This window comes from Gimesia aquarii (genome assembly GCF_007748175.1).
Classification (GTDB): domain Bacteria; phylum Planctomycetota; class Planctomycetia; order Planctomycetales; family Planctomycetaceae; genus Gimesia; species Gimesia aquarii_A.
In genome coordinates this window covers 3,598,305-3,622,882 of record NZ_CP037422.1, presented here as the reverse complement: position 1 = coordinate 3,622,882, position 24,578 = coordinate 3,598,305, and the positions used below count along the sequence as shown (strand labels likewise).

The 24,578-nt window shown below is 43.7% G+C and carries 21 protein-coding genes; 17 read left to right on the top strand and 4 right to left on the bottom strand.

Translation table 11 applies throughout. The features are described from left to right. Positions 1-16: 16 nt before the first annotated feature. The 15 genes from V202x_RS13940 (at position 17) to V202x_RS13870 (ending at position 15,130) form a co-directional block, all read left to right on the top strand. Positions 17-448 carry a flagellar hook assembly protein FlgD gene (locus V202x_RS13940; protein WP_145175840.1) on the top strand — a complete coding sequence of 144 codons (432 nt, stop codon included), beginning with the start codon at positions 17-19 and terminating at the stop codon, positions 446-448. Positions 449-637: 189 nt separating this feature from the next. Further along, positions 638-2,329 (top strand): flagellar hook-basal body complex protein, encoded by a 1,692-nt coding sequence (locus V202x_RS13935; protein WP_145175838.1) that lies wholly within the window; start codon positions 638-640, stop codon positions 2,327-2,329. Between the two features lie 66 nt (positions 2,330-2,395). After that, the gene (locus tag V202x_RS13930) at positions 2,396-2,590 is read left to right on the top strand and encodes a flagellar FlbD family protein (RefSeq protein WP_145175835.1); all 195 of its coding nucleotides are present in this window, start codon (positions 2,396-2,398) and stop codon (positions 2,588-2,590) included. Positions 2,591-2,680: 90 nt separating this feature from the next. Next, entirely contained in the window at positions 2,681-3,463 is a 783-nt protein-coding gene (locus V202x_RS13925; RefSeq protein ID WP_144986864.1) for a motility protein A, read from the top strand. 62 nt (positions 3,464-3,525) lie between these two features. After that, positions 3,526-4,254 carry a flagellar motor protein MotB gene (locus tag V202x_RS13920; RefSeq protein ID WP_145175832.1) on the top strand — a complete coding sequence of 243 codons (729 nt, stop codon included), beginning with the start codon at positions 3,526-3,528 and terminating at the stop codon, positions 4,252-4,254. A 160-nt stretch (positions 4,255-4,414) separates the two neighbouring features. Next, positions 4,415-4,960, top strand: coding sequence for a flagellar basal body-associated FliL family protein (locus V202x_RS13915; protein WP_145175829.1), 546 nt, complete (start codon positions 4,415-4,417; stop codon positions 4,958-4,960). 28 nt (positions 4,961-4,988) lie between these two features. Next, positions 4,989-5,711, top strand: coding sequence for a flagellar motor switch protein FliN (fliN, locus tag V202x_RS27470; RefSeq protein WP_197992861.1), 723 nt, complete (start codon positions 4,989-4,991; stop codon positions 5,709-5,711). Positions 5,712-5,772: 61 nt separating this feature from the next. Then, positions 5,773-6,669, top strand: coding sequence for a FliO/MopB family protein (locus V202x_RS13905; RefSeq protein ID WP_197992860.1), 897 nt, complete (start codon positions 5,773-5,775; stop codon positions 6,667-6,669). Next, positions 6,662-7,627, top strand: coding sequence for a flagellar type III secretion system pore protein FliP (fliP, locus tag V202x_RS13900; protein ID WP_232098511.1), 966 nt, complete (start codon positions 6,662-6,664; stop codon positions 7,625-7,627). Before V202x_RS13905 ends, fliP begins: the two co-directional genes overlap by 8 nt. Before the next feature lie 50 nt (positions 7,628-7,677). Beyond that, positions 7,678-7,944, top strand: coding sequence for a flagellar biosynthesis protein FliQ (fliQ, locus tag V202x_RS13895; RefSeq protein WP_145175821.1), 267 nt, complete (start codon positions 7,678-7,680; stop codon positions 7,942-7,944). 38 nt (positions 7,945-7,982) lie between these two features. After that, positions 7,983-8,972, top strand: coding sequence for a flagellar biosynthetic protein FliR (locus V202x_RS13890; protein ID WP_145175818.1), 990 nt, complete (start codon positions 7,983-7,985; stop codon positions 8,970-8,972). Between the two features lie 22 nt (positions 8,973-8,994). Then, positions 8,995-10,074 (top strand): flagellar biosynthesis protein FlhB, encoded by a 1,080-nt coding sequence (gene flhB, locus V202x_RS13885; RefSeq protein ID WP_145175815.1) that lies wholly within the window; start codon positions 8,995-8,997, stop codon positions 10,072-10,074. Between the two features lie 223 nt (positions 10,075-10,297). Beyond that, positions 10,298-11,641, top strand: coding sequence for a PP2C family protein-serine/threonine phosphatase (locus tag V202x_RS13880; RefSeq protein ID WP_145175811.1), 1,344 nt, complete (start codon positions 10,298-10,300; stop codon positions 11,639-11,641). 141 nt (positions 11,642-11,782) lie between these two features. Next, complete coding sequence (locus V202x_RS13875; protein WP_145175808.1) at positions 11,783-13,345, top strand: sensor histidine kinase; 1,563 nt, start codon at positions 11,783-11,785, stop codon at positions 13,343-13,345. A 390-nt stretch (positions 13,346-13,735) separates the two neighbouring features. Beyond that, complete coding sequence (locus V202x_RS13870) at positions 13,736-15,130, top strand: sigma-54-dependent transcriptional regulator (protein WP_145175804.1); 1,395 nt, start codon at positions 13,736-13,738, stop codon at positions 15,128-15,130. A gap of 117 nt (positions 15,131-15,247) precedes the next feature. On the opposite strand, the gene lexA is transcribed toward V202x_RS13870, so the two are convergent. After that, entirely contained in the window at positions 15,248-15,850 is a 603-nt protein-coding gene (gene lexA, locus V202x_RS13865) for a transcriptional repressor LexA (RefSeq protein ID WP_145175801.1), read from the bottom strand. A gap of 927 nt (positions 15,851-16,777) precedes the next feature. Here lexA and V202x_RS13860 point away from each other — a divergent pair. Continuing rightward, on the top strand, positions 16,778-19,009 hold the full coding sequence (locus V202x_RS13860; RefSeq protein ID WP_197993385.1) for an alpha/beta hydrolase family protein: 2,232 nt from the start codon (positions 16,778-16,780) through the stop codon (positions 19,007-19,009). Between the two features lie 136 nt (positions 19,010-19,145). Continuing rightward, positions 19,146-20,723, top strand: a complete 1,578-nt coding sequence (locus V202x_RS13855; RefSeq protein WP_145175795.1) for a hypothetical protein — start codon at positions 19,146-19,148, stop codon at positions 20,721-20,723. Positions 20,724-20,739: 16 nt separating this feature from the next. Here V202x_RS13855 and V202x_RS13850 read toward each other — a convergent pair whose 3' ends face one another. The 3 genes from V202x_RS13850 to V202x_RS13840 all read right to left on the bottom strand — a co-directional run bounded on the left by V202x_RS13850 (position 20,740) and on the right by V202x_RS13840 (position 24,360). Then, positions 20,740-21,798, bottom strand: a complete 1,059-nt coding sequence (locus V202x_RS13850) for a tetratricopeptide repeat protein (protein WP_145175792.1) — start codon at positions 21,796-21,798, stop codon at positions 20,740-20,742. A gap of 201 nt (positions 21,799-21,999) precedes the next feature. Beyond that, a complete protein-coding gene (locus tag V202x_RS13845; RefSeq protein ID WP_145175789.1) occupies positions 22,000-22,596 on the bottom strand; it encodes a hypothetical protein in 597 nt (198 codons plus the stop codon). A 90-nt stretch (positions 22,597-22,686) separates the two neighbouring features. Beyond that, a complete protein-coding gene (locus V202x_RS13840; RefSeq protein ID WP_145175786.1) occupies positions 22,687-24,360 on the bottom strand; it encodes a type II and III secretion system protein family protein in 1,674 nt (557 codons plus the stop codon). Between the last annotated feature and the right edge of the window lie 218 nt (positions 24,361-24,578).

The window sequence follows — 24,578 nt, the reverse complement described above, 5'->3', positions numbered from 1 at the left end:
ATAAAGGGGTGATAAGATGGCTGTGGATGGAGTCGGTGGTACAAATAGTGCAACAACAGTCAACGTTGTTGATAAAGAGGATACCGGATTTAGTGGTCTTACAGCGGAAGATTTCTTGAAGCTATTAATCACTGAGTTGCAAAACCAGGATCCGACCGAACCTTTAGGCAATGAACAGTTATTGGCTCAGCTCTCCAGTATGCGAGAATTACAGTCCAATGTCGAATTGTCAGATACTCTTACGGAAATCACACTCGGGCAAAGTCTCACCCAGGCGGCTGGTCTCATTGGTAAAGAAATAGAGGGACAGGCAGATGATCAGCCTGCTATAGCTGGAATTGTTGACCGTGCTTTCGTGCGAGATGGTAAAGCCTATGTAGCAGTAGGGGATACTGAACTTCCCGTCTCCGCAATTACGAGTGTTCAAGAGCCTGCAAGTGCGGCTTGATTCCAATTTTATAGCCATGTTTCACTATGAGCTAAAGTAAACGTAATCAAAAACACAAAAAATAGAACATGATCAGACTTAGTTTAGACGATAGATAAAGTAGAGCTGTAGCACAGTTTTGGCTGATGCTGCGCGATTAGAACCAAAGGATTAGGTTTTTAACCTGGTTGATTCGACCAAGGAGTAGTCATGGGATTGACATCTGCATTAAATACATCGCTCGGTGGTTTGTCTCTTAATGAAACAAGCATCGATGTGTTAGGAAACAATATTGCTAATGCCGGAACAAACGGCTTCAAAGCATCTAATGTGCTCTTTACCACTCAATTGTCGCGAACTTTGAGCGTGGGATCACGTCCCACAAGTACAAATGGTGGTACGAACCCTCGTCAGATTGGATTGGGGGCTTTAAGTGCTTCGATTCGAAAGGACTTCACTCAGGGAAGTGTGACCAATAGTACCAGTCCTTCAGACTTAGCTATTCAAGGTGATGGTTTCTTCATTCTGGAAGGTTCCGATGGTCAGGCTTATTCACGAAATGGTAACTTTGAATTGAACAGTTCGAGTTTGCTGACGAATCAGAGTGGTTTCCGGGTTCAGGGATACGGTGTTGATGAAGATTTCAATCTGGTGACTACCACTCTTACAGATATTGAAGTGCCTCTCGGAGATTTAAACGTTGCTCAGGCCACCAGAAATGTAGAGATCGGTGGCGCTCTCTTACCTACAGGAACCATCGGAACACTGGGGTCAGTATTAGCGACCGGAGCCCTCACAGATGCCGGTAATGCGAATGCTGCCATTACGGGGGCTACATTATTGACGGACGTAGAGGCCAGTATCGGAACTCCCTTGTTTACACTAGGTGAGACACTCGAATTTACGCCCAGCAAAGGGGGAAGAGCCCTTGATCCGTTAACATTGGTGGTGGGGGCAGGTACAACTGCCGCAGATTTTGCTACCTTTTTAGATTCAACATTAGGTATTCAAAGTGGAGGTGCCATTCCCAATGATGGTGGTACTGGAGGTCAACCAGGAGTGACCATCACGGGGGGAGGCGCGTTTCAGATTGTCGGTAACGCCGGAGATGTAAATGACATTACAGTGACCATCGGTAATTTAACTTCGAATGGTGCCACTGTCGCTTTACCATTTACGAAATCTCAGACTGCCAATGGTGAAAGTGCCATTACTGACTTTGTAATTTTTGACTCTCTAGGCGAGCCGGTTACCATGAAAATGACGAGTGTTCTGGAATCTCGTACGTCTAATAATACGGTCTTTCGTTATTTCCTCGAAAGTGCTGATGATAATGATGGTGATATCGCGGTTTCTAATGGAACGATTACCTTTGATAGTAAAGGAAATGTGACCAACTATTCGCCAACCACATTCGGAGTGAGTCGAGTCTCATCAGCGGCAGATGAAATGGATGTGAATATTGATCTGTCTAACATTTCTGGTATTTCCTCTCAGTCTGCTGGTAGTACTTTAAAGTTAGACTTGCAAGATGGTTCAGATCCGGGAACACTCTCCAGTTTTGTGATTGATGAAACCGGAATCATTAATGGTGTCTTTGATAACGGCATCATTCGTACTTTAGGGCAAGTAACATTAGCACGTTTTGCGAATCCGCAAGGCTTATTGGAATCAGGAAACTCAACATTCCAAGAAGGGGTCAGTTCTGGTCCTCCGTTCCTGGTGACTCCTGGTAACTTTGGTGCAGGTACCATTCGTGCTGGTTCCATTGAATTGTCTAATACAGACGTCGGACGGAACCTGGTAGACCTGATTGTGGCTTCGACTAACTATCGAGGAAATGCCAGAGTGATCAGTTCGGTGCAACAATTGGTAGACGAGCTTCTGGTTCTGGGACGATAGCAAGAGCGTCATGATGATTCCTTGTGATTTGAACAAAGATATTGCTGTGCTAAGGAGGATGGCAGCATGATCAAATTGACCAAGCTAAATGGTGAGGAATTAGTGATCAATGCAAACTTGATCCAGTATGTCGAAAGCAGGCCAGACACTTTTATTACTCTGACATCGGATGATCGGTTGATAGTAAAAGAAAGTGTCGAAGAAGTAGTCAAACGCTCGATTGCCTATTCGAGAGCAATTCGCCTTGTACCTGGCCTTTGAATGCAATTTATGACTGGGACCAATGGCTTTTAAAGCGTTGTTTATTCAAGATTACCCGACAGCCATCATTCTTCAGGAATTTTCGTAGAAATGGATAAGGCAACTGCTGGTGGACTTGTGGCAGGAATTGCATTGCTCTTACTGGCAATTGCAATTGCACCTGGTTCAAGCTTTGCAGCCTTTATTGATATTCCCTCTGCTGCTGTTGTCGTCGGGGGGGCTATTGCCGCCTCGTTTATTGCGTTTCCCGGCGCGGCGATGCTTATTTTTCCAAAAGTTGTCAAGAAAATATTTTTCCCTAATCAACAAGCTTTGGGGCCTGTCATTCTGCAAATCGTGGAATTTGCTGAAATTGCGCGTCGTGATGGTATATTAGCTTTGGAAGCCAAAACAGAAGAGATTCAGGATCCCTTTATTTTGTTGGGAGTCCAGATGGCCGTCGATGGTACTGATGTGGAATTGATGGAGCAAATTCTAAGAACGGAGATGGAGGCTGTTGCGGGCAGACATAAAAATGGAAAATCTCTGATGGATACCGTGGGCCGTTATGCACCAGCCTTTGGAATGATTGGTACATTAATGGGTTTGATCATCATGTTGGGGAATATGGACGATCCTGAAGCCATTGGCCCAGGTATGGCCGTAGCGTTAATTACGACGCTATATGGTGCTGTTGTTTCCAATCTGTTTTTTCTGCCCTTTGCTGACAAGCTGGCTTATTATAGTAAGCAGGAATTTCAGGTGAGGGAAGTGATCATAAAAGGCCTGATCGCCATTCAGGAAGGAGATAATCCTCGAGTGATCGAGCAGAAATTGAATACGTTCCTTCCTATCGATCAACGAGTTGGTAAAGATAGCCAGGCTGCAGCGTGATGCCGTACTTACAATATATGGAACCGTCGTGATTTCTTGTATGACAAAAGGAGTGTTCTCAGATGGCGATGCCGGAAGATGATGGACCTCCAGGCGTTCCAGAATGGGTAGTCACCTATGGTGATATGATGTCTCTCTTGTTGACATTTTTCATCATGTTGGTTTCGATGAGTGAAATTCGTACCGATGAAGGAAGCGTGCGCGCCATGCTGGATTCTTTGCGGGAGCGCTTTGGTTCAGATCCCGGTACTGCTGCTGTACCAGGGAAAAATTTGGAACCTACCAGCAATCAGAAAAAGCCGGCTTCTAAGGGATCAAGTTCTGATGGGGGGACTAAAGCCGGCAAAGAAAAATCTGCTGGTGGTGGCGGGCCTAACAAAACAGTAGAGCGCATCAACAGCGGAACGGAAGTAACGTTGGGAGGCGGTGCTAGTTTTGGGAGGTTTTCTGCTGAATTAAACCCTGAAATTAAGCGCAAGCTGGATATCATTGCAGAGATTCTCGCACCCAGGCCAAATCGTCTTGTTGTCCGTGGGCATGCTTCTCCTGAACCTCTCCCAAAGGACTCAAAATTCCGAGATTCTCAGGAGCTATCGTTTTATCGAGCAAAAAATGTTGCTGAGTACCTGGAATCTAAGGGAATTGCTCCTGAAAGACTAATCGTCAGTTCATCAGGTGATGCAGAGCCACAGACCATCACACGAAATCCAGAAGAACAATACTTGAATCGTCGGGTTGACGTATTTTTGATTGATGAGTATACAGTCTCTCCAAAGACAGGCAATCGTTAATTAAGAACGATACATTTGACCCTACTAAATGAAATTGTTGTTTCATTTGGTTTCAAATATCAGTGCCTGTGAAATAAAACGTTCGTACGCAGCGACGTGTTTACAAGACAAAGGATTTGTCTTTACTCAAACAAAGTGCGAGAGTTCAAGGAGGAGACTCGTGGCAACAGACACCGAAACAGAAGATCCTGGTGTCGATTCGGAAGCAGATGCGTCCACCGAAGAGACGGTTGTCTCAGGTAATAACTCAAAAGCAAAGTTGTTGAAGGTGGGCGGGCTACTGCTGCTTGTAATTACTCTCCAGATCGGTCTTTCCTATTGGCTGCTGGCACCAGAACAACCCAGTGAGCTTCCAGATGAACCGCTTGCTGAAGAACAGACCGATACAGCAGAAGTCCCCATTGATAATTTCAGTGTGACGAACAACATCGCTGAACCAGGGGCAACAATTCATGTTACATTTAACCTTGTGGCTCTGGTTGGTGAGGGAGCAGCATCAGACTTTGGTGGCATGGTCAAAGAAAAGAGTAAAGCACGTGTCAAACAAGCTGTCATTCAAGTGGTTCGAAAATCGAGTTTATCGGATCTTAATGATCCTCAACTGGGTACGATGAAGCGCATGATGAAAGAGGCGATTAATAAAGTTCTCAAGAAAAGTTATGTTACTGAAATCGTAATCAGTGAATACCGCACAATGACACAATAATGCATGGTTAAGAAATCAAGGCGCAATCGTGGCTGAAGAGAATGATGATCTTTTAGATCCCTCTGAAATCGAAAAACTGTTAAATGCGAAGGAGGAAGGTACGACTTCGGATGATGCCGCGGCAGAGACTCCTAAAGAAGAACCTGAGAGTGCAACGAGTGATCTTCTTGATCCTTCTGATATCGAAAAATTGCTCCAAGGAGCCGCATCAGAGGATGGTGGCTCTGAGGCAAAGGCTAATGAGGCTGAATCAACAGAAAGTCAAGTTGTTAATAATGATGATATTGGATCACTTTTTGATGAGCACGCATCTCCACCTGCTGATCAATCAGGCATGCCAATTTCTTCGCACGAAGAAACCGAAGCATTATTGAATCAGGCAGAAGCAAATCTGGCAGCAGCGATATCTCCAAATTTGGGACCCGGAAGTGGAATCCCCGCGGATCTGGGAGGGACCAAGGAATTTGAATTTCCAAACTTTGAGTCGATGGCTAGTAGTCCTGAAGAGGCAATGGCGCTATCTTCATTGCAAAATGTTGAGCTGGACCTGTGCATTGAGCTAGGCAGAACAGAGCTATTAATCGAAGAAGTATTAAAAATGAAAGAAGGGGTTGTTGTCCCATTAGATAAATTGGCTGGTGATCCCGTGGATATTTTGGTTAATGGCCGAATTATCGCCCGGGGTGAAGTTTTGGTTCTAAATGATAATTTCTGTGTGCGAGTTGCCGAGATTATTTCACCGGAATTGTAAGAGCGAGTCAGGAAAACAGAATTACCTGTTTATCAATACGATTGACGACGAAAAGGATTTGATGATTCGACTTTTCTACTTATTTGGACTGATAGTAGTCTGTAGTGTGCATTGTGTTTCGAATGCAATGTCAGGAGAAGTGAGTACGTCTGCGCGAAATAATGGCTTTCGTCAGCCACGAGCAAATTTAAATAACACGACTGCTTATAAACCTCGGTCACGGCCTGTTGTCGAACAAAGAATCCAGGGAAGGGGAGAGCTTCAATCTACTTCCAGCCAGTCTATTCAGCCGGTGGCCTCGCGATCATCACGGATGACAGATATCAAAGCTGATTCTACAAGAGTCAACAATAACATATCACGTTCCAATCCGATTACGCCTGTAGATCGACAAACTCAGGACACAAATGGTCAAGTTAGGGATGGCTTACAAAAACGATCTCCCTCCCTTTGGGGAACATTAGGTGCGTTATTTGTCGTAATTTCAATTATTCTGATCTGTGCAAAAATTTTTAAGAAACATTCTCCCCTGGCATCTAAAAACTTACCTCGCGAAGTGATGGAAGTTCTAGGAAAAAGGCCATTGGATGCACGTCAGACGATTCATTTTGTACGTTGCGGTTCCCGAATTTTGATTTTAGGATCTTCGCCCGCCGGTCTCGAAATGCTCAGTGAAGTTTTAGATCCAGTCGAAGTCGATCTCATAACCGGTATGTGTCGGGAACGTGAACAGGCTGAACGCTCAAATTCCACATTTTTAAAACTATTTCAGTCGACTCAAAACAAGCCGGATCGAGCTGTGGACCGTTTAAAACAGAAGGTAAGTACCGAACCCGAACAATCTTCCAGATCACCAGAGCATGGTGATTACGATGTCGCTGTTTCTCGACTGCAACAGAAGTTGCTACATACCTCTCGACAATCTCTGAATGAGAGTTCGGAGTCCGGGCATGCTTAGAAGGTGGCTTCAGCAAATAAGGACCATTGCTTTTACTGCTCCTTTTTGTCGAGCGGCAATTTGTGTTGTGGTAGTTTTGCTGACACTGGTTGCAGAATCAGTGCAAGCTCAGTCAACAGCCGTTAATCAGGCACTCTCAAATCAAGGAGCCGCCAATCAGAATTCACAAGTAGCACAGGGGCCATCTGCATTAGCAGAACAGTCCACAGGAAACAATCCATCCGGCGTTCCTGAGATCTTTAATGTCGAAGAGATGACATCTCCTCAGGGGCTAAATTCGACTCTGAAAGTATTTTTATTATTGACGGTTCTGAGTTTGGCGCCCTCCATTCTCATCATGACAACGAGTTTTATTCGATTCGTCATTGTATTCGGGCTATTACGGCAAGCATTGGGCACGCAGCAGTTACCGCCAAATCAGGTGCTCACATCCCTTAGCCTGTTTTTGACAATTATGGTGATGGCGCCCATTTGGGAAAAAGCATATGAAGAAGGAATTGTCCCGTATACGAATCAAACTCAACAAAAGCCAGTTTCTCTGGAAGATGCGTTTCAAAAAACCGTTGCACCTCTGCGGAAATTTATGAGCGATCAAATTGAGTTGACTGGAAACAGTGATACGGTTTGGATGTTTTTGGAGTATCAACAGCCGATTCCCGGAACTCCGGGGGCGGAAAAATATCAACCGCCCAAAGACTATGATGAAGTGCCGCTGACAGTTTTATTACCAGCCTATATGATGAGCGAAGTAAAGACAGCTTTCCTAATTGGTTTTCAATTGTACCTGCCTTTTATTGTGATTGATATGGTCATCAGTTCTATCCTGATCAGTATGGGGATGATGATGCTTCCTCCAGTATTGATTTCGCTGCCTTTTAAAATCCTCTTGTTTGTTTTAATCGATGGTTGGCTGCTCACCGTAGGAATGTTACTGGAAAGCGTCAGGATCGTTGGTTGAATGCAGCGCTACCGTTGCGCTCACATCATTCAAAATGACAGGTAAAAAGTATGGACACTTCAACGGTATTGGATTTGGGACGTGAAGGATTGCTGATTATGCTGGAAGTCAGTGGTCCGGTGATGTTGACGGCCGTCGTTGTGGGATTAGTCATCAGCATCGGACAGGCAGTCACTCAGATTCAAGATCAAACAATTAGTTTTGTTCCTAAAATTGTGATGATGGTACTGGCGATTCTTTATACATTGCCATGGGTTACTGCATTAATGGTGGAATACAGCACAAATCTGATAAGAGATATTCCATCTCGCCTCTGATTCCTTACCGCCATTGAAACTGTGAAAAAGAGAAACCAGTGAGTGCACTTCTCGATCAATACTTGATGAATCCTCTACTGCAAGTGGCTCCAGCCCAGGTTTTGCAGTGGGCCATGTTACAGTTTTATGCTTTTACTTTGGTGATGGTTCGCATTAGTGGTTTGATGATTATCGGCCCCGTTTTCGGTCAGCCGATCTTTCCCACGAACATACGCATATTATTGATTCTCAGTCTTTCGATTCTCATCACACCAACATTGCATGATCAGGTGGCTGTTGGTTTTTATGAGCTCGATGCAGATCAGAATCAGCGGCTGAGTAAAGATGAAGTTCCAGAACATCTACAAGATCGCTTTGATAATTTGATTATCAATGCCGGACGCCAGGGGATACAGGAATTAACTGTCGATGACTATAAATTTGTGGTTAACATGCCAGCTTCATTGTTGGATTATATCTGGTCGATTTTAGGAGAATTGACGCTAGGTTTTGCACTGGGCTTGGGCGTTTACATAATATTGTTAAGTCTGCAAATGGCGGGACAGATGGCTGATCAACAAGCGGGGATGGCTTTAGGAGAAGTATTCAATCCCGGATTTGATATGAACGCCTCACTCAGCGGTCAGTTTCTTTATTTTGTGGGGATTTCGATATTCTTAGTCATGGAGCCGATTAACGGTCATCTATTAATGCTTTCGACTTTGATTGACACGTTTCAAATATTTCCGGTGGGTGAGGGAATCGTATCTACCAATACGCTAGATATGCTTCAGAACATCATGCATCAATCATTAGTGTTGTCGGTGAAAGTTGCTGCACCTCTATTGGCAATTAGTGCTCTAGTTTCCTTGGCTATGGGCTACCTGGGGCACACAGTTCCACAAATCAATGTATTGGTAATTGGTTTTCCGATTCGTGTGGTAGTGAGTGTGGCAGTCCTCGTATTTACTTTAACGGGAGTCGCAGACATCGTGATCGAATCTGTTCCGATGGCGATAGATCAATTAAGTCGTAGCACGGTTATGTAATATAGATTGAGCCACTACTGATATGGCAGAGAATGATTCAGGAGAAAAAACCGAGCTGCCCACAGATCACCGGCGCAATGAAGCCCGTGAGAAGGGGAACATTGCGAAAAGCACCGACTTGAATGCGGCTGGCATGATGTTGGCCGCTGCCGCTGTTCTCTATTTTTTTGCCATCACTATGAACAGCAATATGAAAGACCTGATGGAGGTTACATTGACTGCTCCAATGTGGCTGCAAATGGAGCCCGCAATGTTAATAGAACGCTGCGAAGCGGTGATCAAATTGTTTTTAGGTGGGACAATAGGAGCTATGTTGACGCTCTTTATCTCTGCCATCTGCTTGAATATTGTTCAAGTCGGTTTTATGGTTTCCCCCGATGTGTTGCAAATCAAATGGGAGCGGCTCAATCCCATTGAGGGGGCCAAACGCATTCTTTCCATTCGTGGATTGGTCAAACTCGGCATCAGTCTTGGTAAGATTTTTTTGCTGGTTTTGATTGCAATCTGGTTTAGTTATATCATGTTTCCTAACTTTCTGGCTTTAATGGGAGCCGCTCCGGAAACCATCATGCATGATATTTTTATTGCATCGGTTGAGTTGGGGGTACTGCTCGCTTTAGCCTTAATCATTTTAGGGGGACTGGATTTCGCATTTCAGAAATGGAAGCATGAAAAAGACCTGATGATGAGCAAGCAGGAACTCCGCGAAGAGATGAAATCCATGGAAGGTGATCCCCTAATTCGTCAACGACGTAAAGAGGCACATCGGAAGCTGGCGATGTCTCAAGAGCTTTCCAAAGTAGAAAGCGCAGATGTGGTCATCACTAATCCAACACATATTTCAGTTGCGATCAAGTACGATCCTGAATCAATGCCTGCACCGGTTGTGGTTGCCAAAGGGGCCGGTGAAATCGCATTTCAGATTCGAAAAATTGCAAATGAGCATGGAATTCCAATTATCGAACGCAAAGCACTGGCACGGCAGATGTATCGTGATATTAAACCCGGTCAGGAAATTCCCTTTGAGTTATATGAAGTGTTTGTCGAGATCATGGCCTATGTTTACAATCTGACCGGTAAAACGATGCCTGGGGAAAAATAGCCTTGAGGTAAATTCATTCACTCAAGAAATACAACCGTAGTACTACTATTCAAGTGAGCCGTTCTATCGGACTTTGAATAGAGCGTTTTCGTTAAATTTCAATAACAAAAACGAGTTTTCTTATAGTGTGCTCTGGTGTTTGATCCCATTTCTTTCCAAGATATTAGGTAGTACGATTAGAGGTTAGAATCTGCAGTTTCATGACTTGTTTTAAGGAGAATCAATGCGTTGGGAACATCCGGTTCAGTTCGCATCGCAGAGTGATGTAGGCTTTCGACGGAGGAATAACGAAGATTCAATTTCTGTTCGCATTTGTAAAGATCAGGAGAGCTGGCGCGATCATGGCCACTTCTTTCTTGTCGCTGATGGCATGGGAGGACATGCTGTGGGAGAATTGGCGAGTAAAATGGCTTCAGAGACTGTGCCGCATACCTTCTTTAAAAATAAACCGGGACCTGTTGCCAAGTCGTTGAAGTCGGCCATTGAAGTTGCTAATCAGGCAATCAATGAACGCGGAATGGCGAATCGCGAATTCATGCGAATGGGAACGACCTGCAGCTCAATTTGTCTCTGTCCAGAAGGAGCGGTAATCGGTCATGTGGGCGACAGTCGTGTTTACCGCGTTCGTGAAAATCGCATTGATCAGCTCACTTTCGATCATAGTCTTCAGTGGGAGTTGATCCGTCAGGGGAGAATGAAACCCGAAGAAGTTTACTTAAATGAGCCTCGTAATGTAATTACACGTTCGTTAGGTCCAGAGCCAGTCGTTAAAGTCGATATTGAAGGTCCTTATCCGGTTATGGAAGGTGACCGATACATCTTATGTAGCGATGGATTGACGAGCCATCTCAAAGATGAAGAAATAGGGATGATTGCTAAGTATCTGGAACCCAGCGATGCCTGCCGGCTGATGATCAATCTGGCAAATTTAAGAGGCGGTTCAGATAACATCTCAGTGATTGTGGTGAGAGTGGGAGAACTTCCCGATGGCAATCTTTCACAGGAAACACCCCCGGAACCAGAGCCGGAATTTGAATCAGAGAAGAGCGGGAGTGAATGGTGGTGGCTGGCAGGTGTCTGGGTCGCTTCGCTCATGGTTGCAACGGGAATCGTTATGTGGCTACTCACAAAATTTGACAGGGGGGAGTTTCTGACGTTTGGAGGAATGTCACTTCTGGTTGTGTTGCTGGTACGAAAATTATTTTCGCAACGAGAATCCAGTTCGCATGAGGAATATCTGGACCATAGTAAAACTGTTGAATGGAAACCCTATCGTTCTGAACGTTTGAAATTTAATACGGACTTTTTGCAATACTTGACAACAATGGAATCTGAGTTGCAGCGCGCTGCGATGGAGGAAGAGTGGACCATTGAATGGTCAGCTCACAATAAAATTTACTACGAAGCCAAGGAAGGACTGGAAAAGAAAAAGTATTTGAATGCCTTTCGCGATTTTTCCCGTGCGATTGATATATTGATGTCAGGTTTACATTCCTATCGAAAAGAAATGGTCCACCAGGCTCGCTGGAAAAAGGGAGCCAATCCGTCATCTCGAGAGGGCGGATGATTAACTAGAATTCTCTCTCGATTCAGGGTTTTGTCGACTTGGGGAAGTTTGCTAATTTAACGTTGGATTTCTAAGCCAATTCAGATATGATCCCATTCTTATTCCAGGGGACTCTAAAGGACTTGTGACACGGAGGTCAGTGTGTTCTTTACACAAACAATTCGACGGAAATTGGGATTGGGCTTGGGGATCATCTTTTTTATGCTGATTCTGCTGGCTTATGGGGCTGTTTCCGGTTTGCGATCTTACCGTGATACCGTCGAGGATTTTGAATATTCTCTGAATAGCCTGCCTGACCGTGATCGGTTGATTATGTCTGTTGTGGCTCTTAATGAACCTCTCCAGAAAATCCTGAATTCACATGCTGAAGCTAGTACCCATTACCAACAAAAGTTTGAACAGCAGTTGAATGAGGTTGAAACGGAAATCCAGAGCTTTCTGCAAAAAGTAGATCAATTGCCACCAGATCCAACTGTGGCGCTCTGGAAAGGCTGGGTTAAATCACAACTTAGCGAACATGGCGCCAGTATGAGAGTTTTGGAAAAACTCTCGCTTAAAAAAGCCAATCTGGGAAATCCACAAGAGAGGCATCAAACGGCTCAGCAGATGATTTTCGAGATCGCGCATCTTGAGTCCATGCTGCTGGAGCTTCATGAAGTTCCCACTGGGAACAAAGCAGCCTTAAAGCGTGCATCGAGTGTCTATCGTTCCCGATACAATATAGTCTGGGTGACTTGTCTGGTGGTTTTTATCGCATTTGGTTGCCTCATGTGGTATGGCTACAGCACAGTACTTTCTCCCATACAGGATTTGCATGAAGGAGCCCGGATTGTCGCCCAGGGGCATTTTGACCATCAGTTTGTGATTAAATCCAACGATGAGATGGCAGAGTTGGCTGAAGCATTCAACCATATGACGGTACGATTTAAAGAAAAACGGGATGAATTGAATCACAAGGTCGAAGAGCGCAGTAAGCAACTCGTTCGTTCAGAAAGGCTGGCAGGAATTGGTGTTTTGGCTGCTGGTGTCGCTCACGAAATCAATAATCCTCTCTCTGCGATTTCGATGGCTTCTGAGTCACTGCAAGGGCGGATGGTCGATTTAAAACCGCATTGTGAAGAAGCGGATATTCAAGTTGTTGAGCAATATCTCGGCTTAATTCAGCGAGAAGCGATGCGGTGCAGGGACATCACTTCCAAGCTACTCGATTTTTCACGCGGCCAGAATTCAGAGAGGAGTGTCAATGATTTGGTGGCTGTGATTGAAGAAGTTTGCTCAATGGTCAGTTTGATCAAACGTTTGAAAGGGCGGAATATCGTTTTTACTAATAAGAATCCATGTAACGCGGAATTCAATCCTGCAGAAATCAAACAAGTGATCCTTAATATTATGACCAATGCCTTGGAATCGATGGATGTAGGGGGGACATTGGAGATTCGAGTGCGCGAAAATGTAGATTCCGTGGCACTGGTTTTTAAGGACGATGGCTGTGGCATGACACAGGAAGTCAAAGAAAGGCTGTTTGATCCTTTCTTTACGCAACGAGCTGATGGGACTGGCACTGGTTTGGGGATGTCGATCACACATCGAATTATTAAGGATCATGGTGGGGAGATCGAAGTCGAAAGTGAAGGTCTGGGGCAGGGAAGTACAATTTTTGTAGAACTTCCTAAAAAATCAAAGGCACAAAATAAGGCAGCATAAATAGTTAGGTAAATATTACGAATTTCGTGTTTTTGAAATTCTCCGATTGCCACGATTTTTAAAATATGATATTACACGTCTCTCCCCCTGATTGATTCACGCAAAGTTAACGATACAGGAGAAAATGGATGTTCTCTGTACAGCATATTGCTTTAAGAATTCCTCTTCCTTATTTCACGCGCATTGTGCAGAGAAAGGTCTTGGATGTAGTCCCGGTTCCGGAATTACATTAATCAGTTTCTATGCTGGAGAAAAAAATGAGTTCGCATGATTCGAACAGAATTTCTTCAGAACCTTTCACCTATTCCTTCCTGAATACCATTCGGTTATTAAATTTATTAAATGGCTTTCTCTTTGGCAGGATGTCAAAGCGGGAAGAAGGAGCACAACTTGAGTAATTCGGTCAATAAGTTACGGGTTTTATTTGTCGATGATGAAGCAGCTATTCGTGAAGTGATGCGAATTGAGCTTCCGCGTATGGGACATGATGTCACCATTTGTGAAGACGGTCAGTCGGCTTTGGTTGCTTTGGACAAGATCACCTTTGATGCAGCCATTGTTGATTTACGGATGCCCGGACTCAGTGGCTGGGATGTGGTGGACCACATTAATAAAGTTTCTCCGGAGACCGAGGTTATTATTAGTACCGGTCATGGAAGTATTGACGAAGCCATTCAGGCGATTCGCCGCGGTGCCTATGACTTTTTACCTAAGCCTTGTAAGTTAATCGATATTGCAACTGTCCTGCAGAAAGTAGCCGATAAGCGTTCTTTACAGAACAAGAATTATGCACTTGAGTCACGACTCAAACTGGCAGAAGGGCCTTGCCAGATCGTCGGCGAGACGCCACCAATGTTACAAGTGAAAAAGCTGATCGAAAAAATTGCTCCCACAGATTCCACAGCTTTGGTTCTGGGTGAAACCGGAACTGGTAAGGAATTGGTGGCGCGCCGTGTGCATGATTTGAGTTCACGTGCATCGATGCCATTTGTGCCTGTCAACTGTGGTGCTCTGCCTGAAAACCTGGTGGAGAGTGAACTATTCGGACACCGCAAAGGAGCATTCACCGGTGCAGATACTCCTCGTAAGGGTTTAATCGAAATTGCCAATGGCGGTACGTTATTTTTAGATGAACTAGGTGAGTTAGATAAAACGATGCAGGTCAAGTTGTTACGTTTTCTCGAATCAGGCGAAGTGAGGCGTGTTGGTGATAGCGAAACATTTCATGTCGATGTCCGGATTGTTTGTGCGACGAATCGGGATCTACAGGAAATGGTCAATGAGGGGACTTTTCGTGAAGACTTATATTTTCGTGTAAATACCTTTGAGATTCGTCTGCCAGCACTACGGGAGCGTAAAGGTGACATCCCGGAAATTTCCCGTGTGTTATTGAAACGACATTTGAAAAAAGATTCCATTCCCAAAGATATTCTTGCACCGGAAACCATTGAGATTTTGCAGGATTATGACTGGAAAGGTAATGTACGCGAATTGGCCAATGCGTTGGAGCATGCTGTTATTCTGTGGGATGGTGTGCAGATTATGCCTGCCGATTTGCCGTCCAATCTAACTAAAAACTCAGTGATTCCTCTTACTGGTTCCTCATCGGTGAATTGGACAGAAGGCACCCAGGGAAAAACATTGCGTGATATCGAGATGGAAGTGATTTATCATGTGCTCGATAAACATGATGGTGACAAGCCCAAATGTGCAGCTGAGTTGGGAATTGCTCTGAAAACTCTTTATAACAAGTTGAATCAGTATCAAACTCGAGCCGCTGGTTGATTGGGTTTTTTCGCGCATAAAAAAACGCCCTAGCAAGATACCAGAGCGTTTTTGGGAAATATCCAAACATAGATCATACTGAATTCGAATTAACCGTAGCGTCTTCTAAGCGACTGTCTAGTATTTTCGAATGACGCCAGTGACAACTCCAAGGATATCAACGTTTTTAGAGTAAATAGGTTGCATACTGGAATTTGCTGGTTCAAGACGAATACGGTCACCTTCAGAGTAGTAACGTTTTAGTGTGGCTTCTTGGCCATCAACTAAAGCAACAACAATGTCGCCTTCTTTACAAGTGTTTTGCTTGTGAACAACAACGTAATCACCATCGGCGATCTGATCTTCGATCATTGAGACGCCTTTGACTTTCAAGCAGAATTGATCATCTGGATCAAATAATGGTCCGAAATCGATGTGCTCATCATCCTGCACGGCAAGAACCGGGCTACCTGCAGCAATTTGCCCTGCCAGTGGAAGACGCGTTCGTTTTTGTGAGTGATCACACAGCTGAATGGCTCGTGACATATGAGACTCGCGGGTAATGAGTCCTTTCTTTTCGAGAGCCTTCAGGTGGCACATCACGCCATTAGGAGAGCGGATGCCAAAATTAGCACCGATTTCACGGACAGTTGGTCCATAACCTCGGTTAATAATTTTGTCTTTCAAGAAGTCATAAATCTCTTGTTGTCGCTGTGTAAGGTTTGCTTTGGTGCCTGCCATTACAAAGTACCCCATTTCTTAAAGTAAAAGTGAACTAATAAGTTGACATTCCTGAAACAAAACAGGAATCCATAAACGTATTACCTAAAAAGAAAACTAATTAGGATTTCAAAATAAAGATATTAACCATCAGGAATATATAAAGAGGAGCCACCTTTTTATTATAAATGTTAATGTAACCACCTGAGTGTTATACCTGTTTTTTATTTTAGTATACTGTCGTCTACAGGGCAAGTATGACAATCAAAAATAATGTAATTTAAGGAAACACCAAGATAGTTTGAACAAAACCTTTTGAATTAAATAACTGTAACTATATAAATATAATCAACTTAGGTTTTACTAACACGTCTTCATAAAATAATAATGTTTTTCTGGATATTTGATAAAATGTTCATAAAGAGTTTCTAGGAGAACTCTAGGTGAGTTGACTCACTTGCAAAGACGCTGAATTAACAAATCGAGAAATTAGTGCCAAGTCATCATTTAAATACGTGTCTATCTCTGAAAGTCTGCACAATTACGTTGTGCTCACTAGTAAGTTGTATAGTTGACGCAGTTTCTTAACAAAGAAAATTCGCAAATTAAAAAATTTTTAGACAAAATTAAAAGTCAGCGAGAGAAAACAAAAGTTAAGTACCGCTGAGAGAAGGTTTAATGAATTCAACAAGAGTAGGAGATTGTTTTCACTAGGGTTTGATTTGCTGTGATGCTTTGAATTAGGAACTTCGTCCCACTTGTTTTTATGAAGGGATTATGGCTGGCCACTTGGTCTAGTCACATAGAAGCACTCCCAGAATCTCAAAATTTTGTTCTCAGGCTGGCACACACAAAAGGATTGTGGTTAGATTGAAAGAACCTTTAAGTAGACTGAGACTCTGGTTTGGATCATCTGACAGTATGCAACTTAGAAGAAAGCAGGGGGGAATGATGTTTCAGAACGATGACCACTTATCAATAGATCGTAGAGCGGCTTTACAAAATATCGGATTAGCATTGTTGTCAGCAGGCGCGTTCGATTCCGCTTCTGGGAATAGAGGTTTATTTGCTGACGACCAAGTCCCAGGATTTAGCGACAGTCGTCTGCAGGAGTTAAAAGACCTGAATGGGTACTTTCCATTTGATCCGAGTGAGTCACCTGAAGCATGGACAAAGCGGGCAGAATATGTCAGGCGACAAATAATGGTGGCCGCTGGTGTCTGGCCGAAACCCGAAAATACAGAGATTAAGGCAACGCTACATGGCAAAGTAGACCGGGATGATTACACAGTAGAAAAAGTATTTTTTGAGAGTTCTCCCGGTTTGTTTGTGACCGGTAATTTATATCGCCCTAGAGGGAAACAAGGGCCTTTCCCTATGATTTTATCTCCGCATGGGCATTTTGCGGAAGGTCGCTTTTATGACAGTGGAGAAAAACGTGTTCAGGCAGATATTAAAGCTGGTGCAGAAAAATACGAGGTAGGTGGCAGATATCCGCTTCAGGCACGTTGCGTTCAACTGGCTCGTATGGGGTGTATGGTATTCCATTATGACATGTTGGGATATGCCGATGGGTTCTGTCTGAGCTACCAGTTGATTCATCGTTTCGCAAAACAGCGGCCAGAGATGTCGAGCGAAAAGAACTGGGGCCTATTCAGTGCGCAGGCGGAATTACGATTGATCAATGCGCTCGGATTACAAACGCTCAATTCAATTCGTGCGCTGGATTGGGTGAGCTCTTTAGCAGAAGTTGATAAGAAACGCATTGGTATTACTGGTGCCAGTGGTGGAGGAACTCAAACATTTGTGTTAGCTGCCATTGATGATCGCATTACTGCTGCGTTTCCGGCAGTAATGGTTTCAACTGCGATGCAGGGGGGGTGTACCTGTGAAAACGCGAGCTACTTACGAATTAACACAGGAAATATTGAGTTTGCGGCACTCCTGGCTCCTCGTCCCCTCGGCATGTCTGCAGCGAATGACTGGACCAAAGAAATCGAGACCAAAGGTTTGCCCGAGCTGAAACAGCATTTCAAGATGATGGGGGTGCCTGAAAACGTAGCCGGAAAATATTATCCATTCCCGCATAATTATAACTACGTCAGTCGCGCCATGATGTACGAGTTCTTTAATCAACATTTCAAGCTGGGGCTTACGTCGCCGATTATTGAGCCTGACTTTATCCCATTGACTCGTGAAGAACTATCCGTCTGGGATAAAAAGTATCCTGCACCTCCCAGCGATGAGAAATCAGAAGTCAAAATTTTACATACATTAGCCAGGAATAATGCAGATCAAATTAAACAGCTGACTCCCAGTGATCGGGCAACCCTTGCAAAATATCGAAAAATTGTGGGAGGAGCGATCGATGTGATGATAGGCCGGTCCTTGCCAACTGCTGATGATCTGGAAGCAGACAATATTTCTGAAGAAGAGAAGCAGGGATATCGCCAATATCAGACACTTATCAAGAATAAACAGTATGGTGAATCGACTCCGGCTCTCTTCTTTCTGCCTCAGGAGTGGAACAATAAAGTAGCGATCTGGTTACACGATCAGGGGAAATCTGGTTTACTGGAAAAAAATGGTACACCGACGGCCCCCGTTCAGCGGCTGATTGATGCGGGAACAGCGGTTGCCGGAATCGATGTACTTTATCAAGGCGATTTTAATCAGAAGCAACCTGCTCCCACGGAAATGCCGGTAGTGAAGAATCCTCGTGAATTTGCTGGATTTACATTGGGTTATAATCACCCCATATTTTCAAAACAGGTACATGACATTTTGAATGTTCTGTCTTTTGCGAAACATCATGAAAGCAATCCTCAGTCCATTTCGCTGGTCGGTTTTGGTTTTTCAGGAGTCCGTGCTGCTGCTGCTTGTGCTCATTCTCCGAATCTCATCAACCACTTAGCTGTCGGGCCTGGAGACTTTCGTTTTGCTGAGATTACTAACATTCGTGATCTCAGACTATGGCCTGGAGCAGTGAAATATGGTGATGTCAACGGTTTATTGTCTCTGTGCCAGCCAGCGGCACTCTGGATTGCCGGTAACTTCACATCAGTCCCCAAGTTGGTACAGGCGACGTATCGCTCAGCCGACCAGCTAAATAAAGTCGAGATATTCAATAAAACGGCAAACAAAGAAATTGCTGCCGTTGATTGGTTGCTCAAAGACTGACCCGATATGACGCTTACGGGCGATTCACAATCGAACCAGTTTTTTGTATTTCTTTCGTGCAGGTTGAGGTTCGATTGTGTACATTGAAATGAATATCTGAACCTGTCCGCGTTAATTCCTTCACTGGGAGATTCTTATGTTATCAGGAATTCAATTGCGAGATTTGTTTGCCTCTCGATGCGATGGCTTTCACTTTATAACTCGGCGTCTTTCTGAGATCATTTTAGGGGCGATGTTGGTGTTTCTTGTGCAAATTTCCGGTTACGCAGCAGAGAAAACGAAGCTGACATACACATGGGAACAAGGACAACATTTTGCTTATCGGATCAACATCATAGCCACATTGGATGACTATACGGAAACATTAAGTGGCGTCGAACAATATGAAGTGATCAAGTCAGACTCAGATAGTATTTCGCTACGATGTACTGGGAGTTTGAATTCTACCAAGAAAAGCAAAAGTAAACGATTATTGATTCATCCCATGAGATTGCATCGTCACAGATCCCCGTTTACAGGCCTGACCCATAACATGATGAGATCTTTTGAACCACATGTTTTAAATATGAATCGATACGGCGAAATTGATACGATAAAAGGTTCTTCCTCACTCCCTTATCTGATAGGTAATTTATCAGAAATTAATCTGATTCCGCTTTCTCCTGAGAGTAATGTTGAGTGGTCCGAAAGTGAAAAAACCAGTATTTCGATTATTTCTTCAGATCGAATTCCACTGACATTACGAGGCGCGAATGTGGAAAAAACAATGGGGGCCAAACAAACTACTGATTATAAAATTACTGGACAGACAGCAGAGGAAGTTTCAATTGAAGTCAAGCATTCTTATCGAACAATCGCGATGGTTGATGGTAGCCCTGAAGTAGAACTGGCGGGAACAGGTACGATTCAGTTTGATAAAAAGCAAGGTGGTGTGAAAAGCCTGACGATGAACTACAAGCTATTTCGTCGTTCTGAAACAAGCGTGCATAAAATTCCAATCTCGATTTCTTCGAAACAAATGACTAAAGCCGAACTGTTGAAATATCGAGCTGATCAGAAAGAGTTACAAAAGAAGCATCAAGCGGAAATTAAGAAACGTAAGGAAGCCAGTAAGTTTGAGGTCCCTGAAAATATCGATGCGGATCTTAAAAACATTCTTCAGGATTTGGCAACAACAAACGTATTGAAGCGAAAGGCTGCGCTGAAAAAATTAAGTGAATCCAAACCAACACAAGAAAATCCTGAGATTTCAAAAATCTTGATCAAAGTTTTGAAGAGTGGAGACATCATTGTCGTTGCTGATGCGTCGAAAGCACTGGTGGTTTGGTCCACCAAAGAAGACGTTCCCGCTTTAATAGAATTGTTATCTCAAGTCAATATCTTGGGGGCAGACGCCATCATGGATTCTATTCTAAAACATCAGACCACCGAAGGGGTTCTTGCTGTCGCAAAATTATTGAAAGAGCCTCTTAAGTCTCATAATGCGTCGAAAAAATTGATTGCCTATGGTAGTGGGGCAGAGGAGGCCGTACTAGACCAGCTTGATCCATCCAATTTATTGACTTTGGTCAGGGTCTTCAGTGTACTCAAGGAAATTGGGACAGAAAAAAGCCTAAAAAAAATCGACGAAATATCCCGCAGCACCAAAAATCAGAACTTCAAATTTCATGCAGCTGCTGCAGTAAAAGCGATTAAAGCACGAGAAGGGAAATAAGCAGGGTAGCAATTTGCTAGTTGTTTTGCAGTTCCTGTGGGGTTCGGAATAAATTCTCTTCTTGTGTTTTTTCGTCTGAGATACGGATGATAACCGATTCTTCTTCAGAGAGTTCATCCAGCGTTCGGAAGGAATTGATTTCCAGTTCATCTTCTTCCATTTTTGGCTCTGATTTTGTAACAGGTTTGAATGAAGGTTCCACCTTAGCTTGTCTCTTCATAGAAGTTTGTGCAATTAGTTTTTGTTTTCCAGCTTGCTTTGATTGAGTAGTCGATAGCGTTGTCGTTTTTTGAACAGGTTGCTTTGAGCTCACAAGCTGTGTTGGTTGTTTGTCAAATTCTGTTTTGGGAGCGACTTTTCTGGTTGCCAATTGTTGTGTCTGTTTTTTATCCTGTTTCGCAAGGAATAGACTCTTCATCTCCGCTAGCTCAGCAGCCGCTAGCCCAGCTGTTCTTAGATTGGGGTCAGCAGTCAGCGCTAAATCATATTCCTTCAGGGCTAACTCGCCTTCACCTCGTTGTGTATGAATATATGCAACATTGGCATGCGCTTCTGCTGCAGGCATGATATTTCGAAAGAGTGAAAAGCTTTCTTTGAAACGTCCCTGATGGCCAACACTAAGAGCAAGATTATTAATGATGCGATTATTATTAGCATCATTCTGTAATGCTTCTTTGAAGATTTTTTCAGCAGCTTTAAATTGTCCTCGTTGATAGAGGGCATATCCAAAATCATTAAGCAATACAGAGTTTTGTGGATCGATTTGTCGCGCTTGTGTAAAATAACGTGTAGCAGCAACAGGGTCGCCTAATCGAGTGCAGACGATACCCAGGCGATGGCAGGCCTTAGCACTTTTAGGATTTTTGCTAAGATACTTTTCATATTGCTCACGTGCTGCCAGCAATTCATTTTTGCTCTCAAATGTTCGAGCGGCAAGGATAAGCTTGTCTGAGTTTTTCTGAGTTGGTAAAGCCGATTTGACTTTGGCAACCTGGTTGCTTAGATGGGAGCATCCCTGGAAAGTGATTGTGATGAGAAGGATCACGGTTGAACAAGACAATCCTTTGTTGTTCATGACTCTATTCCTGGCGTTATTTTGACTAATTGTATTGTGCTATTTATAACAGCATAGCGAGCTTAAATTTGTGTTTTGCTCGATCTCGACCAGACCATAACTTAGCAGGCGATACTTACTTGTTTGATGCTATTAAAAAGTGGACGGATTCAAAAGAACCCGTCCACTGTTTCATATTTCTGTAGCGAATTCCTCTTTTATCTAAAAGATTCCACCGCCTACGCCGCCAAATCCTCCGAATCCGCTACCGAATCCGCCAAAACCACCGAATCCACCATTATTATTACGGTTTTGGAATCCGTTAGTATAAGCTCGATAGGCTTCGAAACCTTCAAAGCCAGGAGCCAAGGCAGGAGCCACAACGACTCTTTCATCAGCATCTTGTACATTCATCGCGGTTAAGATCTTAACGATGACATTTCGGCGATGCATATCCAGGTCATCATTTCCGTTGACCGGATATTTGTATTCATCCGATTGATTAACAGACATAGAGCTGGGTTCAACAATTACAGGGAAAGGTGTTGAAACCATGCGAACCGCAATCTGTTTGATGTGGTCTTCACCAGCAGCATTCAGTTTTGCAGTCGCTCCGACAAATTCACTTTCATAAATTACGAAGTCGGAAGCTTCGGCATTTTCTTCCTGCTTTTGCCAAATATCATCACTAATCGTTCCCAGCGGAGCTACAGCATCGTAGGGTATTTGTGCGTGATGTTCTTTATGGTGGCAACCACTGACCAGCATTGCTGCTAAAGCAATAGCAGGCAAAGTTGCAATTTTAGGTTGTATAGACATTGCTTACTTCCTTGTATTTTCTCTCACAGTCTTGAGTGAATGTGATTGGAATAATATAAGTTTTATTTTGCAAAGAAATAATAACTTGTGTTAGTCAGAGAATCCGTAGTCGCCATTGATATAGTATTTGTCAGATTTTGTCTGATGGATAAAATCTTTTTGTTGCTGATGAATACGTTTTTTCTGCATATACCAGACAGTGCTTCTGTGGTGCACATCAGGTTTGCCTTCAATGTTATTCAAGAAGAAGAAGTCCCAATCACCTGGCTCAGTAACTTCCATGCCAGGTAATACAGTAGGGGCGTCTTCTGCTTCCATTGGGTGAACCAGTTCAGGGCTAATCAAGATGATTAGTTCTGTTTCGTCACGTGAGACAGCTTTGTTTGAGAACAGGGGACCTACGAAAGGAAGATCTCCAATAAATGGTACTCTGTTCAAGTCTCCACGTTGTTGTTCTTGAATCAGTCCGGCGATGGCGAAAACTTGACCTTCTCGCATATCAACCGTAGTGCTGACTGATTGTGTATCGATCCCCAGGATTCCTTGAACAGACAGTGCCGGATTAACAGTACTGAAAGTTGGGGTGACCTGTAATCGAATTCTATCTTTATCCAACACAGTAGGTAGAAAAGAAAGTTGTGTACCAAAGCCTTTGAAAGTTGTGGTAGCTGCTTGAGCACCACCTACGCCAACGACTGTTGGGACAGCAAATTCACCACCAGAGATAAAGTTCGCTGCTCGTCCGCTGATTGTAACCAAATTTGGTTCAGCGAGAATTTTCGCATATCCATTTTGAGCAAGTGCTGAGATGAAGAGGTCGACATCACTGCTCGTTAATGAAGCCGTTACAAGACCAGTTCCCCCATTGGCCAATTGTGATGCAACTCCTGTGAACAATTGGCTCCAACCAAAGTCACCCGATCTCACAAATAAGTCAGTACTTGCAGTGCGTGCGGCAGAACGATCAATTTGGGCGATGCGTACTTTCAGCATCACTTGCTTTTCTCCCGGAACTTTCATCATATCGATGACAGTGGCTTCGGGAAGCACTGCACCGTCGGGGAAAGGATCTGCTGCTTCACCATTTGCGAACAAAGAACCTGTACCATTTCCTGTACCGATAGCAGAACCACCGCCGGAGCGTGCACGGATAATTGTAATGATCTGTGTTGCTTCCTGCTCATCTCGGGCTTGACCTCGAACAATTAGCTTATCAGCAAAAGGAATCAATTGAATCTTGCTGTTGGGGAAGAATTCATTGATCATCTTCTGAAATTCACCGTATTCCATCCGACGTAAGTCTTCGATGGAATTATCGCCCTCAACCTTTACTTGTACACTCAGGATCTGGGGATTTGCTTCTTGTCCCAGCCAGAGCGTCATTGTTGTCGTACCGGTTTCTTTTCCGATAACTTCAACTTCCTGAGCACCGAAGGCTACCACTTCAATTTTTGTTGGGTCTGCGATAGCGACTCGGAAGACATCCATCTTCATTTTTAGAATTTTTGAATGCCTTTGTTGAACACTGAGCTCTACTTCGGATTCGTAAATTCGATCAACGAGTTGATGGACTTTTTCTTTTGTTTTGGTGCTTACAACCGGTGTATTCTTTTTTGCTGCTCCAGAAGTAAACTTGTTCGCTTTAATTTTACCTGGAACAGGAGGAGCTGGAGGGACCTGTGCAGCAAGTGGCGTAGCTGTAATAGCGACACCGCAGGCAAAAGCCAGCATTGTGCGTCTTTTCCATGAGGCATTTATAGACATACTTGTCTCCCAATCCTTTGGACATCAATTTTGGAGTTAGGAATTTAGTTAAATATCGCTCACATTAAGCCACGCTTAATGGAGATTAGTTTAATTACTTATGATGTTGCCGCTTTTTTAGTTTGTGTCTGGTAGATGGCTCAAAACTGTTAAGGAATTTAAGTCAAGCTATCAGTTATTTGCGGATTTAACTTTCAACATATCATTTTAACTCAAAT